This window comes from Salinisphaera sp. SWV1, from assembly GCF_052044155.1.
Classification (GTDB): Bacteria; Pseudomonadota; Gammaproteobacteria; order Nevskiales; family Salinisphaeraceae; genus Salinisphaera.
Map to the genome: position 1 here is coordinate 158,435 of NZ_JBQDYE010000002.1, position 13,387 is coordinate 171,821.

Sequence of the window (13,387 nt, forward strand, 5' to 3'; positions counted from 1 at the left end):
AAGGCCCTCGGGCGACCGCGCCGGCCTGGAGCCAGGGTTTCGTTTGCAGCGCGGACGCGGACAGGCAGCTAGTCTACCCGGCGCAAGATCAAGTACAAACATCACTGATTTTCTATAACGCAGACATCATCTGCGTTGGTTAGACTTCTCTCATGGCCATGGAACTGTCTCGCGCTGCGCGCCGCTGGGCGCTGCGCGCCCCCGATATTGCCAATCTCGTACTGGTTGCGTTGATCGCACTGGCGCTCGCGCGTCTGTTCTGGCTGGCGTGGCCCGAACCGAGCGCGCAGGCCGTCGCCCCGCACGCCGCCAATGACAGCAGCCGGGCGGCATCGAGCCAGACGATCGACATCGACGCCATTGCCGGCGCCCACCTGTTCGGCGAGCAGCCGTCGCCGAACGCCAGGGCCGAAAAGCTCAAACAGATCAAGGCGCCGGAGACGCATCTCAACCTGGTGCTCACGGGGATTATCTCCGACAGCCGCGGCGATCGCTCGCGGGCACTGATCAAGGACCCCAAGGGCAAGCAGGACAGTTACAGGGTGGGCCAACAGATCGTATCCGGCGTCAAGTTGCACGCGATCTATACCGATCGCGTCATTCTGGATCGCAGCGGCCACTACGAGACATTGACACTGGAAAGCATCAAGAAAGTGCGCGCGTTGACCGGCCTCAAGCGCGGTCAGATGCCGGCGGCATCGACATCGGACAACTCGCCGGCAACGACTGACAGCTCGGCGTCGCGAACGGTCTCTGGCGCGGTCGCGAATCGCATCGGCGCGATTCGCAGCAAGATCCTGTCGAACCCGTCGACCGCGTCGCACTATATTCGCTTGCGGCCCGTCCGGCAAAACGGCAATCTCGTGGGCTACCGGGTTTATCCGGGAGCAGATAAATCCTTGTTTAGCAAAGCAGGACTTAAAAGTGGGGCACTTGTGACCGCGATCAACGGCAGGCCACTGAATAACCCGGCGGCCTCGTTGCGGCTGCTCGGCAGCCTCGCGCACGCTTCGACGGCCACGGTGACCGTGCAAGACGACTCGGGTCAGAGCCGGACCATTCGGATCGATCTGCAATGAAATCGACGTCGCATCGGGTCGGAGCCGCGATTTGCCTGTACATCCTCATGTGCGCCCCGGTCGCCGTGCTGGCCCAGAGTGCTGCACCGACAGGGATCAACAGCGACGGCGGTGATGATTCGTTCACGCTGAATCTCAAGGATGCCGACATCACCACGCTGATCGCGACTGTCAGCGAGGTGACCGGCCGCAATTTCGTCGTCGACCCGCGCGTCAAGGGCAACGTGACCGTTCTGTCGAACCAGCCGATGACGCCGGCCGAGTTGTATCAGACCTTTCTTTCCGTACTGGACGTGCATGGCTTTGCCGCCGTGCGCTCGGGCGAGGTGACCAAGATCATCCCGCAGATCAAGGCCAAGCAGGACGGCGGGTTCGGCCGCGCCGGAGGCGCCACGAACGAAGACATGGTGACCAAGGTCATCCACGTCAACAACGTGCCAGCCGATCAACTGGTGCCGATTCTGCGCCCGCTGGTGCCGCAGTACGGCCATCTGGCGGCCTATTCGGCGTCGAACTCGCTGGTGATCTCGGACCGGGAGGCAAATGTGCAGCGTCTGACGCAGATCGTGCATCGCATCGATGCCAACGGTTCATCCAGCGTCGATCAAGTGCATCTGTCGAATGCCAATGCCTCCGACGTCGCCGATGCGATTCACAAGCTGGAGGGCAACAACAACAAGAACGCCAGTTCAAGCGTTGTGGCGCTGGACCGCAGCAATAGCGTCCTGATCTCGGGCACCGCCGCCGAGCGCCGCAAACTCCGGCGCATCATCCACAACATGGACGCCAAGTCTCAGGAGTCCGGCGACACGGCGGTGATCTATCTCAACTACGCCGATGCGGAGACGCTCGCCCCCGTGCTGCAGGCCTACGCGAGCGGGCAGAGCTACTCCTCCGGTAACTCGCGCAATCGCAGCCTGAGCAACATGGGCGGCAGCGGTTTCGGCAACAGCGACAACGGCAGCAGCAGCGGCAGTTCGCTGGGCAACAGCAGCCCGATCCAGCGCGGCGGCTCGGGTTCGGGCAGCACCGTTCAGGGTATTTCCGGGTCCAGCGGCAAAAGCGATATCGCCGTGATCGCCGAAGCCGGCGCCAACGCGCTCATCATTCATGCCCCGGCCGACAAGATGGGCAAGATCAAGCACATCATCTCCAAGCTGGATATCCGGCGCGGGCAGGTGCTGGTCGAGGGCATCATCGCCGAAATCGGGATTCAGCAGTCGAAGAAGCTCGGCATCAATATCGCCGCCCTCAAGAAAGGCGGCCCGGCGGCGGCCAGCATCCTGAGTTCCGGCACGCTCTCGGCCGTGACCCAGGCCGCGGCCAACGGCACCCCGCTCAACCTGATCCAGCAGGGGCTCAATATCGCCCTCGGCAGCACCAACGGCGAAGTCAATTTCGCCCTGCTGGTCAACGCGCTGTCGAACAACGTCGACACCAACGTGCTGTCGACGCCGTCGCTGATCACGCGCGATAACGAGGAGGCACAGATCAAGGTCGGGCAGAAGGTGCCGTTCGTCACCGGCAGTTATACCAGCGGCACGTCCGGCGTCGGCAACGGCAACAACCCCTTCCAGACCATCAACCGGGAGGATGTCGGTCTCCAGCTCGCCTTCATTCCGCAGATCAGCGCCGGCAACACCATTCAGCTGACGATCGACGAGGAAGTCTCGTCGATTGCGCCCAGCGCGCAACAGACGACCAACGCCGGTCTGATCACCAACAGCCGCACGTTGCAGACGGCGGTCGAGGTCCAGAACGGCCAGATCCTGGTGCTGGGCGGCCTGATCGACAACAATGTCCAGGTCACGCACAACCAGGTGCCCGTGCTCGGCGATATCCCGATACTGGGCTCCCTGTTCCGTTTTGACGCGGTCGATCGCAACAAGCGCAACCTGTTGAACTTCATCCGGCCGACAATCCTGCGCGGCGACGGCGAATCCAACCGCTACAGCGCTGCGAAGTACAAATATCTACGCCATCTGCAGATGCAGCAGTCGCGCAAACGTCTGCCGCTGATGAAAGGCAACGAGCGCCCGCAACTGCCGAAGATCCAGAATTTCAGCGGCGGCTCCCACACCGGCGTACAGCCGGCGGACAACGGCTCGTCGCCGACGGGTAAGCGACGTGGCGACCAGTTCTCGGATTAGGTTCCATGCCCTGCATCGCCATCCATGGCGCCCGTGGGCATCGGTTGGCGTCAGGGCCGAAAAAGCCCTTGTGGTCGGCGATACTCGCCATGCATTTGATATCAGGGCCCAGTTCGTGACCGCTGTGTCGACCGGGAGAATCGCGACATGAGCAACAGCGCCGAATCCCTTACACTCGAACCCATCGACGGCGAGCCGGTTGCGATCAACGCCGATGACGGCACGTCCACGGCGCCGCGGCTGGAGCGACTGTCGTTCGCCTTCGCCAAGCGCTACGGCATCATGCTGGGCAACCAGGACGAGGCCAGCGTACGCGTGATCGTGCGCGAGCCGGTCAACGCCGCCGCGCTGCTGGAAGTCCGTCGGCATACCAAACGCCGGCTACGGGTCGAAACCGTTGCCGCCGACGCCTTCGATGCGATGCTGCAGAACGATTACGAAAACCGCGACGCCGAATCCAGCCAGATCGTCGAAGGCATGGACGACGACATGGATCTATCGGATGCGGCCCGCGCGCTGTCCGAGCCGGCCGATCTGCTGGAGTCCTCGGACGATGCACCGATCATCCGATTGATCAACGCCCTGCTCACCGAGGCGATCAAGGAAAACGCGTCGGATATTCATATCGAGCCCTTCGAATCGCGGCTGACCGTGCGCTTTCGCGTCGACGGCGTGCTACGCGAAGTCCTCAACCCGCCGCGTCAGCTCGCGCCCCGGCTGATCTCGCGCGTCAAGGTGATGGCCAAGCTCGACATCGCGGAAAAACGCGTGCCGCAGGACGGGCGCATTTCGGTACGCATCGCCGGCCGGCCGGTCGACGTGCGCGTGTCGACCATTCCGTCGGGCACCGGCGAGCGTGTGGTCATGCGCCTGCTCGACAAACAGGCGGGCCGGCTCGATCTGCCGCAGCTCGGCATGCCCGGGAACACGCTTGCCGCCATCGACCAACTCGTGCACAAACCGCACGGCATCATCCTGGTCACCGGTCCGACCGGCTCGGGCAAGACCACCACGCTGTATGCCGGTATCACCCGTATCAACGATCGCACGCGCAACATCATGACGGTCGAGGATCCGATCGAGTACTACCTCGACGGCATCGGCCAGACCCAGGTCAACACCAAGGTCGACATGAGCTTCGCCCGCGGGCTGCGCGCGATCCTGCGCCAGGACCCGGACGTGGTCATGATCGGCGAGATCCGCGACCTGGAAACCGCCGAGATCGCGGTTCAGGCGTCGCTGACCGGTCATCTGGTGCTCTCCACGCTGCATACCAACACCGCCGTCGGCGCGATCGCGCGGCTGCGCGACATGGGCGTGGAGCCGTTCCTATTATCGTCCTCGCTGATCGGCATCATGGCCCAGCGGCTGGTGCGTACGCTCTGCCCCGATTGCAAGCAGCCCTACACCGCGGATCGCCGTGAGTGTGAACTGCTCAAGGCCGACCCGGCTCAGCCGCCCACATTGCACAAGCCCGGCGGCTGCGAACACTGCAACCATTCCGGTTTCCGCGGACGGACCGGAATCTACGAATTGGTGGTGATCGATGACGAACTGCGCCAGATGATCCATGAACAGGCCGCGGAGTACACACTCGAAGCCCAGGCCCGCAAGGCCACGCCCAGCATTCGCGCGGACGGCCGCGCCAACGTACTGGCGGGCCGGACCACGCTCGAGGAAGTGCTGCGCGTGACCCGCGAAGGCTAGCGGCGGCATTATCCATGGGTGCTTTCGAATACACCGCGCTCGACGCCCGGGGCCGCCGCAAGAAAGGCGTGCTGGAAGGCGACGCCGCGCGTGCCATCCGCGCTCAGCTGCGCGAACGCGGCCTGACGCCGATCGAGGTGAACGAGGTCGCGGAACGCGCTACCGGCGCGTCCGGTCGCGCGCTGTTGTCTTTCTCGCGCGGCATGAGCGTGACCGAACTGGCGCTGTTCACCCGCCAGCTGGCCACCCTCGCCCATGCCGGCCTGCCGATGGAGGAAGCGCTCAAGGCGGTGGCCGAGCAGACCGAGAACGAGCGCGTGCAGAAGATCATCGTGGGCGTGCGCGCCCAGGTGGTCGAGGGCAATACCTTCGCCGCCGCCCTCGCCGACTTCCCGAAAAGCTTCGGCCCGCTGTACCAGGCCACGGCCGCGGCCGGCGAACAGTCCGGCCATATCGACGAGGTGCTCAACGGCCTGGCCGACTATGTCGAGGAGCAACAGGCGCTGCGCCAGAAAATCCTGGCCGCGCTCATCTACCCGGCGTTTCTGGTGGTCGTATCGATCGCGATCGTGATCGGCTTGTTGTCCACGGTCGTGCCCAAACTGGTGCATGTGTTCAACAGCGTACATGCGAGCCTGCCAGCACTCACCATCGCACTGATCGCCACCAGTGATTTCCTGCGCACCTGGGGCTGGCTGCTCGCCCTCCTGCTTGCCGCCGCGATCGCGGCGTTCGGCTACGGTCTGCGCCGGCCGGCATTCAAGCGCCGTTTCCATGCGTTCGTGCTGCGCATCCCGCTGATCGGCCGTTTCGCGCGCGCCGTGAATACCGCGCGCTTCACACGGACGCTGGCGATTCTCACCAGCAGCGGCGTGCCGGCACTGGATGCCATGACCATCGGCGCCGACGTGGTGACCAACGTGCCCATGCGCGAAGCGATCAAGCGCGCCGCCACCCGCGTGCGCGAAGGCGACGCCATTCATCGGGCGCTGCAGCGCGAACAGCTATTTCCCGCCATCACACTGCACATGATTGCCAACGGCGAGATGTCCGGCGAGCTCGACACCATGCTCGGCCGGGCCGCCGATCATCAGGATCGCGAGGTCGAGACCATCCGTGAAGGCGTGATGGGCATTCTCGGACCGGCGGTCATTCTCGCCATGGGCGGCATCGTGCTCATGATCGTGCTGGCGGTCCTGTTGCCCGTGTTCAATCTCAACCAACTGGTCAAGTGACCGGCCCGGTTCCACCGTTGCCCGCGAGGAGTTTCGATATGCAGTTTTCTTATCAACGCGCCGCCCGTCGGCGTCGACAAAGCGGCTTCACGCTGATCGAGATCATGGTGGTGGTCGTGATTCTGGGCATCCTCGCCGCCATCGTCGTGCCCAATATCATCGATCGGCCGGACGTCGCCCGCGAAGCCAAGGCGCGCCAGGACATCAAGGCCATCGATTCGGCACTCAAGCTGTATCGCCTGGACAACTATCGCTATCCGACCACCGAGCAGGGCCTCGCGGCGCTGGTGCACAAGCCCACCAGCCAGCCGGTCCCCCGCAACTGGAAATCGGGCGGCTATCTGGACAGCCTGCCGACCGATCCGTGGGGGCATGTATATCACTACCGCAATCCCGGTCAGCACGGCCCGATCGATATCTACACCCTCGGTCGCGACAACAAGCCGGGCGGCGATGGCCCGGATGCCGATATCGGCAACTGGACGCTGAACGACAACTCCTAGTGTCCGGTAACGTCAGCTTGCGTCACGGCTTGCGTGCGATTTTTCGTGCCGGGCAAGGTGCGGCAACGGGTCGTATCCGGGCATGCGGCGCCTGGCCGCAACGCCGCCCGGCGCGATGACTTGGCGCTACCGGAGACCAAACGCGGTGGATGCGGGGCGCGCGACTCGAGCCTGCGCCGCCGCCCCGGTCATGCCGCCGGACCAGCCGCCGCAGGGCGGCTTTACGCTCATCGAAATCCTGGTCGTACTGGTCATCATCGGCGTCGTTTTGACGTTTGCCACGCTATCGGTGAACCCGACCGGACCGGGCGACCGGCTCGACACCGCATCGCAGCGTCTGCTGGCGCTGACGCAGGACGCGGCCGACGAATCGATCCTGTCGGGCGACACCATCGGCCTGCAGCTCACCGATCCGGGCTATCGCTTCATCCGGCTGACGGACCAGGGCTGGAAGGTCATTCGCAGCGCCGATTCGCCATTGCGCCCGCGCCGGCTCGACAAGGACATTCATCTCGACCGTATCAACGCCAACGGCGACCGCAGCCGGAACAACCGGCAGGTCGAGACCCTGACCCTGCCGGCATCGCCCATTGCCGATCGCCCGCCCGGCGAGCCTGCCGCGCAGTCCCGGGATAATGCGCCCGGGAACCGGAAGCTGGCCGTGCCCGCCGCGCTGTTTCTCGCCAGCGGTGAGCTGCTGCCCTTTACGCTTGAGCTATCGGCCGACGGTGTCAAGCATCGCTTCGACATCACGGGTACACCGAACGGCCAGATCCAACGCAGGCGGGTGGCGCGGTGAAACAACGCGCTGAAGGCTTCACCCTGATCGAGGTACTGATCGCGCTGGCGGTCATCGCGATCGCGCTGGTCGCCTTTGTCTCGGCCGGCGCCCAGAACGCGGACTACGCGACGTATATCCATCAGCGCACCATCGCGCAGATCATCGCCCGCAACCGGCTGGTCGAATATCAGATCGCCGCCAACTGGCCGAGCACGGGCACGCGCTCGGGCGACGTCACCATGGCCGAGAGCCCGTGGCATTGGCAGGCCACCATCAGCGCTACCCAGGATGCCAGCGTGCGTCGCGCCGATGTGCGCGTGTATGCGGTCGATCCGAATACCCACCAGGCGGACAAGGATTCGATCACATTGCTGAGCGGTTTTCTGACCCAGCACCAGAAGCCGGCGACGAGCACGAGCGGCCATGCGAAAACCGCCGCCTCGGGGAGTAGCTCGTGAGACCGACGCGCGCCCAGGCCGGCTTCACCCTGGTCGAGCTGCTCGTCGCCATCGCGGTGTTCGCGGTGATGGCGGCCATCGCCTACGGCGGGCTGTCGTCGGTGATCGGCACGCGCGACTCGATCGATGCCGCGCTGGATCGCAGCAAGATGCTGCAGATGGCGACCTGGCGGCTGCAGCAGGACATCGAGCAAGTCGTCGCCCGCCCGGTGCGCAACCGTTTCGGCGACGCCGAGCCGGCCGTGATGGGCAGCCCGGACACCGGCCTGACGATCACCCGCGACGGCTGGCCCAATCCGTTGTCGGAACCGCGCTCGACATTACAGCGCGTGCACTACCAGCTCGAGCCGCACGGCGATCTCGTGCGGTCGTATTACCGCGTGGTCGACCAGGCACAGGACAGCGCCCCGGTCGACACCAACCTGCTCAGCGGCGTCACCCGGATCGAATGGCGTTTTCTGGACAACAACGGCCAATGGCAGGATCGCTGGCCACCTCGCAACAGCGGCGCGATCTCAAACCTGTCGGCCCGGGCAACCCGGCCGCCGCCGGTAGCCATCGAACTCCGCCTGGACACCCGGGCCTGGGGCCATCTGCGGCTGTTGTTCGCCATGCCGGGCGCGCATCTATGATCGGGCGAAGCCAGCAACGCGGCGTGGCCTTGCTGATGGCGATGCTGATCGTGGCGCTGTCTGCCATCATCAGTGCGGCGATGATCTCGCGTATGACGCTGGCCATGCATCGCTCCGGCAATATATGGAACGCCGAACAGGCGTGGTGGTACGGCATCGGCATCGAGAACTGGCTGGGCGCCAAGCTGCGCGAGGATGCCCGGCACTCCAGGATCGACACGCTGCAGGAAGCCTGGGCGCAACCGGTCGACGACCTGCCGATCGACGGCGGCTCCATCAGCGGCCGCATCGTCGATCTTCAGGGGCGCTTCAATCTCAACAATCTGGTGCTCGGCAATCAGGATGCCGCCGCGGCCCAGTTCGCACGCCTGATCCAGGACGTGTCGGATACCGATTCGGTCACCGCCCGGACCATCGCCCAGTCCGCGGCGGACTGGATCGACCCGGACATCAATCCACGTCGCCCCTACGGCGCCGAGGACGATTATTATCTGGGCCAGTCACCGGCCTATCGGACCGGCAATACGCTCATGGCCAGCCCGAGCGAACTGGCCGCGGTTCGCGGAATGACCCCGCTGCTGTACCGCGAACTCGCGCCTTACATCAGTGCATTGCCGACCGCCACCGCGATCAATGTGGATACCGCGCCGGCGCCGGTACTGCAGTCGCTGGCGAAGCTGCCGCCCGGCACCGGCAAGAAACTGGCCGACCTGCGCACGGGCTCGCCCTGGAAATCGGTCAAAGCCTTTCAGGGCGCGAACCCGCTGGCGGGACAGAACCTCAAGAACGCCTCGTTATCGGTCGCCACGCAATACTTTCTGGTCGCCGGCCGGATCAAGGTGGCCGACAGCACCACCCAGTTCTACAGCGTGCTTCACCGCGCCAGCAACGGTGCGGTCAATGTCGTCCGCCAGGCAACCCAGGCCTATTAGGGAAAAATCGATGGATGGACTCGTGCCGCGCAACGGCTCAACACCTGTAAAGACTGCGTTAGACTGCCGCATCGGTTGGGTGCGCCCAGGGGCGAACATGCGCACCGATTCGGGGAGCTGACGTGGCCCAACGGCTGGCGGTGTATTTCGATGGAACGCAAGCGGCCTGGCTCAATGACGAGCGGCAGCTGACGCGGGGTTCGCTCACCGAGTTTGCCGCCGCGATCGAGGGCGAGGATGCCGAGATATCGGTGCTCATTCCGGGCGAGGATGTACTGCTGACACGCGCGCCGCTGCCGCCGATCCGGACGGCAGCGCGCCGGCTCCAGGCGGCCCGCTACGCACTCGAGGATCGCCTCGCCGGACGCGTCGAGCAACTGCATTTCGCGCTGGCCGGCAGCGCCGATCGCGCTGGCGAGACGCCGGTTGCGGTGATCGACCTCGATCGCATGACAACGCTGTGCGATGCGCTCGACGCCGCCGGCATCGAGGCGACGCGCATTCTGCCGGACTACATGGCCCTGCCCGCGCCCGGCGCCGATCACTGGCAGCTCGCCGCCAGCGGGGATCGAGTGCTGGCACGCACCGAAGCCACAGCGGGGTTCGCCTGCGATACCGATCTCTGGCCGATTGTTGCGGGCGCGCTGGATGCGCCGGTGGCCGCGACCGTGTACGCCATCGACGCCGCCGAGGCACAACGCCCGCTGGATATCGATTGGGCCGGCGACGCGCAAGACCCGGCGTTGCATCTCGTCGTCTGCGCCGATGCCAATGCCCTGCTGGCTACGCTGCTGACCGAGCCCGAAGCCCTGCGCGGCGGCGTCAATCTGCGCCAGGGGACCTTCGCGCCGCGTTCGCAGTTCCAGTCCCAATGGCGACCGCTGATGCTCACGGGCGCGTTGGCCGCAGCGTGGCTCGTCATCGCCATCGTAGCGCGCGGCATCGAGACCTGGCAGCTCGACCAACGGGTCGACGCCCTGCATGCGCAGACACTCACCGCGTTTCACGATGCCTTTCCCGGGGTGCAGAACATCAACGATCTGCGCGTGCAGGCCGAACAAGGCATTCGTCAGTTGCGCGGCACCGGCGGTGCCGGCGGCCTGTTCCCGCTGGTCCAGGCCGTCGCCGCTGTGACCGGCCAGACCGACGATCTACAAGTCCAGTCCATGCAGTACCGCGACGGAAAACTCAATCTCAGCCTGAACGGCAAGAACGTGCAATCGGTGGAGATGTTGCGCGCCGGATTCGCTCAGCGCGACGATATTCAGCTCTCCGTGCAAGGGGCCGACGCCAGCGCCTCGGGCGTGCAGATCCGGGCCACCGTCAGTCCGGGGGCGGGCCAATGAGCGCGCTCAGGGCGTGGTTCCAGGGCCTCGCGCCGCGCGAGCGCATCATGGTGGCGGCGGCCGCCGCCGTGGTGGCCGTCGCAATCTTCTATTACGGCCTGTGGCACCCGTTGAACAGCGCGCTGGCCAACGCCCGCGAACAGGTCACGGCCGAATCCAACCAGGCCCGCTGGATGCTGGGCATCCGCAACGAAGCGAAGCTATTGCGCGCCTCGTCACAGCACAGCGAACCCAAGGGCCGCGATCAGTCCCTGCTGAGCATCGTCGATGCGACCAGCCGCGCGCACAATCTCGGCGGTGCGGTCAGTCATATTCAGCCGAAGAACAACGATGAAGCGCTGGTCACCCTGGACAAGGCCAACTTCAACCACATGCTGTACTGGCTGAAAACCCTGCAAAGCGACTATGGCGTGGTCGCCTCGGAGGCGACGATTTCGCGGGCCGAGGGCGCCCCGGGCCGGGTCGAGGCCCGCCTTACCCTGATCCGGGGCCGCTCCTGATGAACTGGCGGATCATGCGTTTCGCGGCCGTCGGCGGAGTCGCGTTCATGATCGGGCTCGTGACCTATCTGCCCGCGTCCCTGGTGGCCGGCTGGGTCACCGGCAATACCCCGGTGCGGCTGCAGGGGGTTTCCGGCACATTACTCGACGGCCGCGCGGCCTACGCCGTGCTGCCGCATGGCGCCGTGAGCCATGTGCGCTGGCACGTGCACCCGGCCGCGCTGTTGCTCGGCGAGCTTTCGGCAACGCTACGGGTGGACAGCGATCTGGGCCACGTCTCGGGTGACCTTCATCGCGGCGTGCTCGGTTCCAACTCGCTCGACGACGTCCAGGGCGAGGCGACCATCGGCTGGTTGTCGGATCTGGCGGGATATACGTTCGTGCCCCTGTCCGGACGGATCGGCCTGCATCTGGATCACCTGAGGTTCGATGACAACCTCGCCATCAGCGCGCTGGCCGGCACCGTCCAGCTCACGGACAGCCGGTGGGAATTGTTGAATCCGCCGCTGCCCCTGGGCCGCTTCAAGGCGCGGCTGGACCGCGACGGCAACGGGGTCGAGGCGCGCATTGTCGACAGCAAGGGGCCGCTGGCATTGACCGGCAGGGTGGCGCTATCCGGCCGCAACCGGCGCTATGACCTGAACGTCAAGCTGCGCGCCCGCGCCGGGGCAGACGATCGTCTCAAGCAGATGCTCCGGCCACTCGGCACACCCGACAGCCAAGGCTGGTACCGCATACACGAGCGCGGCGCCCTCTGATTGACCGGGCCGCGCGCCTCGCCACCATGCGCCGAGGCGACTGCCGCGTTCAGCCGGCCGCGCTCACCGACGATTGCCGGGCCCGAGCCACGGCCGGTTCCGGCTCTCGGTCGGCATACAGATAATCACGCGTGACGGGCACGGCATCGTTGCGGTGCGCGAGTTGCACTTGGTAGACCACGAGCTGGCCGTAGCGAAAGATCGCTTCGCAACCGAGCAGGTAGAACTCCCACATGCGGCAGAAGCGTTCGCCCAGCCGCTCGCGGAACACATCGCGCTCGGCCTGGAAGCGCGCGTTCCACGCGGCCAGCGTCCGGGCGTAGTGCAGCCGCCAGACTTCGAGGTCGGACAGCGACATGCCGGTTTTCTCGATGCAGGGCGCGAAATCCGACAACGAAGGAATATAGCCGCCCGGGAAGATATATTTCTGGATCCAGGTCCGGCTGTCCCTGGGCGGCACGCCGTTGCGCGCGATGAAATGGATCAGGCTGCGGCCGTCCGGCTTGAGCAGGCGTGCGACCTGGTCAAAGAACGTCTGATACTGCGGCCGGCCCACATGCTCGAACATGCCCACCGACACGATGGCGTCGTAGGCGCCCTGATGCTCGCGATAGTCCTCCTTGAGGAAGGTCACGCGGTGGCTCAGGCCGAGCGTCTCGGCGCGTTTGCAGGCGTGATCGTACTGATCGTTGGACAAGGTCAGCCCGACCACATCGACGTCGTACTCGCGGGCCAGAAACAGCGCCATCCCGCCCCAGCCACAGCCGATGTCGAGCACCGTCTGCCCCGGTTCGAGCAGCAGCTTGCGACCGATATGCGCGAGCTTGGCGCGTTGCGCATCGTCCAGCGACATCCCCTCGTGTTCGAAATAGGCACAGGAATACTGCATTTCCGGGTCGAGGAAACGCTGGAAAAGCTCGTTGTCGATGTCGTAGTGGTGCTGGACGTTGCGCTCCGCGCGCATGCGGGTATTCATTTCGCGCACGCCATGGAACGCGCGGCGCGCGAGGTCCATCAAACGATTGGATTGTAGATTGTTCTCGTTGGCGAAATAGAGACGGAATACCGCCTGCAACCCACCCTCGCCGGGCCACCAGTCGCCGTCCATGTAGGCCTCGCCGAAGGCCATTTCCGGATCAGCCAGCAGTCGCCTGAGGACTTGGGTCGTCCGCAGATGCACGTGGGCGACCGGTTCGCCGGAACCGTAGCGCTGCTCCGCACCGTCGGCGTGGTGCAACACCAGGGTTCCGCGGCTGATGAAACGCTCAAAAAAACTACTCTTCACAACCCATCCTTTTGGCCCGGC

General features: G+C 65.1%; 13 protein-coding genes. 12 read left to right on the plus strand and 1 reads right to left on the minus strand.

The features are described 5' to 3' along the window. Positions 1–158: 158 nt before the first annotated feature. The 12 genes from gspC to ACS8YF_RS01950 all read left to right on the plus strand — a co-directional run bounded on the left by gspC (position 159) and on the right by ACS8YF_RS01950 (position 12,081). Entirely contained in the window at positions 159–1,079 is a 921-nt protein-coding gene (gspC, locus tag ACS8YF_RS01895; protein WP_440848525.1) for a type II secretion system protein GspC, read from the plus strand. Beyond that, positions 1,076–3,229: a type II secretion system secretin GspD gene (gspD, locus tag ACS8YF_RS01900; protein ID WP_440848526.1), complete on the plus strand. Its 2,154-nt coding sequence runs from the start codon at positions 1,076–1,078 to the stop codon at positions 3,227–3,229. The genes gspC and gspD overlap by 4 nt, the downstream gene beginning before the upstream one ends. A gap of 147 nt (positions 3,230–3,376) precedes the next feature. After that, complete coding sequence (gene gspE / locus ACS8YF_RS01905; protein WP_440848527.1) at positions 3,377–4,936, plus strand: type II secretion system ATPase GspE; 1,560 nt, start codon at positions 3,377–3,379, stop codon at positions 4,934–4,936. 14 nt (positions 4,937–4,950) lie between these two features. Continuing rightward, a complete protein-coding gene (gene gspF, locus ACS8YF_RS01910; RefSeq protein WP_440848528.1) occupies positions 4,951–6,171 on the plus strand; it encodes a type II secretion system inner membrane protein GspF in 1,221 nt (406 codons plus the stop codon). A 38-nt stretch (positions 6,172–6,209) separates the two neighbouring features. After that, a complete protein-coding gene (gene gspG / locus ACS8YF_RS01915; protein WP_440848529.1) occupies positions 6,210–6,674 on the plus strand; it encodes a type II secretion system major pseudopilin GspG in 465 nt (154 codons plus the stop codon). Positions 6,675–6,819: 145 nt separating this feature from the next. Further along, positions 6,820–7,473, plus strand: a complete 654-nt coding sequence (gene gspH, locus ACS8YF_RS01920) for a type II secretion system minor pseudopilin GspH (protein WP_440848530.1) — start codon at positions 6,820–6,822, stop codon at positions 7,471–7,473. Next, positions 7,470–7,913, plus strand: coding sequence for a type II secretion system minor pseudopilin GspI (gene gspI / locus ACS8YF_RS01925; RefSeq protein ID WP_440848531.1), 444 nt, complete (start codon positions 7,470–7,472; stop codon positions 7,911–7,913). The genes gspH and gspI overlap by 4 nt, the downstream gene beginning before the upstream one ends. Continuing rightward, positions 7,910–8,545: a type II secretion system minor pseudopilin GspJ gene (gene gspJ / locus ACS8YF_RS01930; protein WP_440848532.1), complete on the plus strand. Its 636-nt coding sequence runs from the start codon at positions 7,910–7,912 to the stop codon at positions 8,543–8,545. The genes gspI and gspJ overlap by 4 nt, the downstream gene beginning before the upstream one ends. Continuing rightward, positions 8,542–9,477: a type II secretion system minor pseudopilin GspK gene (gene gspK, locus ACS8YF_RS01935; protein WP_440848533.1), complete on the plus strand. Its 936-nt coding sequence runs from the start codon at positions 8,542–8,544 to the stop codon at positions 9,475–9,477. Before gspJ ends, gspK begins: the two co-directional genes overlap by 4 nt. A gap of 122 nt (positions 9,478–9,599) precedes the next feature. Then, positions 9,600–10,823, plus strand: coding sequence for a type II secretion system protein GspL (gene gspL / locus ACS8YF_RS01940; protein ID WP_440848534.1), 1,224 nt, complete (start codon positions 9,600–9,602; stop codon positions 10,821–10,823). Further along, positions 10,820–11,323, plus strand: a complete 504-nt coding sequence (gene gspM / locus ACS8YF_RS01945) for a type II secretion system protein GspM (RefSeq protein WP_440848535.1) — start codon at positions 10,820–10,822, stop codon at positions 11,321–11,323. The genes gspL and gspM overlap by 4 nt, the downstream gene beginning before the upstream one ends. Continuing rightward, positions 11,323–12,081 (plus strand): type II secretion system protein N, encoded by a 759-nt coding sequence (locus tag ACS8YF_RS01950; RefSeq protein ID WP_440848536.1) that lies wholly within the window; start codon positions 11,323–11,325, stop codon positions 12,079–12,081. Before gspM ends, ACS8YF_RS01950 begins: the two co-directional genes overlap by 1 nt. 49 nt (positions 12,082–12,130) lie before the next feature. On the opposite strand, the gene ACS8YF_RS01955 is transcribed toward ACS8YF_RS01950, so the two are convergent. Next, on the minus strand, positions 12,131–13,366 hold the full coding sequence (locus tag ACS8YF_RS01955) for a class I SAM-dependent methyltransferase (protein WP_440848537.1): 1,236 nt from the start codon (positions 13,364–13,366) through the stop codon (positions 12,131–12,133). Positions 13,367–13,387 lie beyond the last annotated feature (21 nt).

Excerpts from the sequence above, each read along its gene's own strand:
- gspM (WP_440848535.1), top strand. The coding sequence starts at position 10,820 with ATGAGCGCGCTCAGGGCGTGGTTCCAGGGCCTCGCGCCGCGCGAGCGC.
- gspK (WP_440848533.1), top strand. The coding sequence starts at position 8,542 with ATGATCGGGCGAAGCCAGCAACGCGGCGTGGCCTTGCTGATGGCGATG.
- ACS8YF_RS01950 (WP_440848536.1), top strand. The coding sequence starts at position 11,323 with ATGAACTGGCGGATCATGCGTTTCGCGGCCGTCGGCGGAGTCGCGTTC.
- gspG (WP_440848529.1), top strand. The coding sequence starts at position 6,210 with ATGCAGTTTTCTTATCAACGCGCCGCCCGTCGGCGTCGACAAAGCGGC.
- gspF (WP_440848528.1), top strand. The coding sequence starts at position 4,951 with ATGGGTGCTTTCGAATACACCGCGCTCGACGCCCGGGGCCGCCGCAAG.
- gspD (WP_440848526.1), top strand. The coding sequence starts at position 1,076 with ATGAAATCGACGTCGCATCGGGTCGGAGCCGCGATTTGCCTGTACATC.
- gspC (WP_440848525.1), top strand. The coding sequence starts at position 159 with ATGGAACTGTCTCGCGCTGCGCGCCGCTGGGCGCTGCGCGCCCCCGAT.
- gspE (WP_440848527.1), top strand. The coding sequence starts at position 3,377 with ATGAGCAACAGCGCCGAATCCCTTACACTCGAACCCATCGACGGCGAG.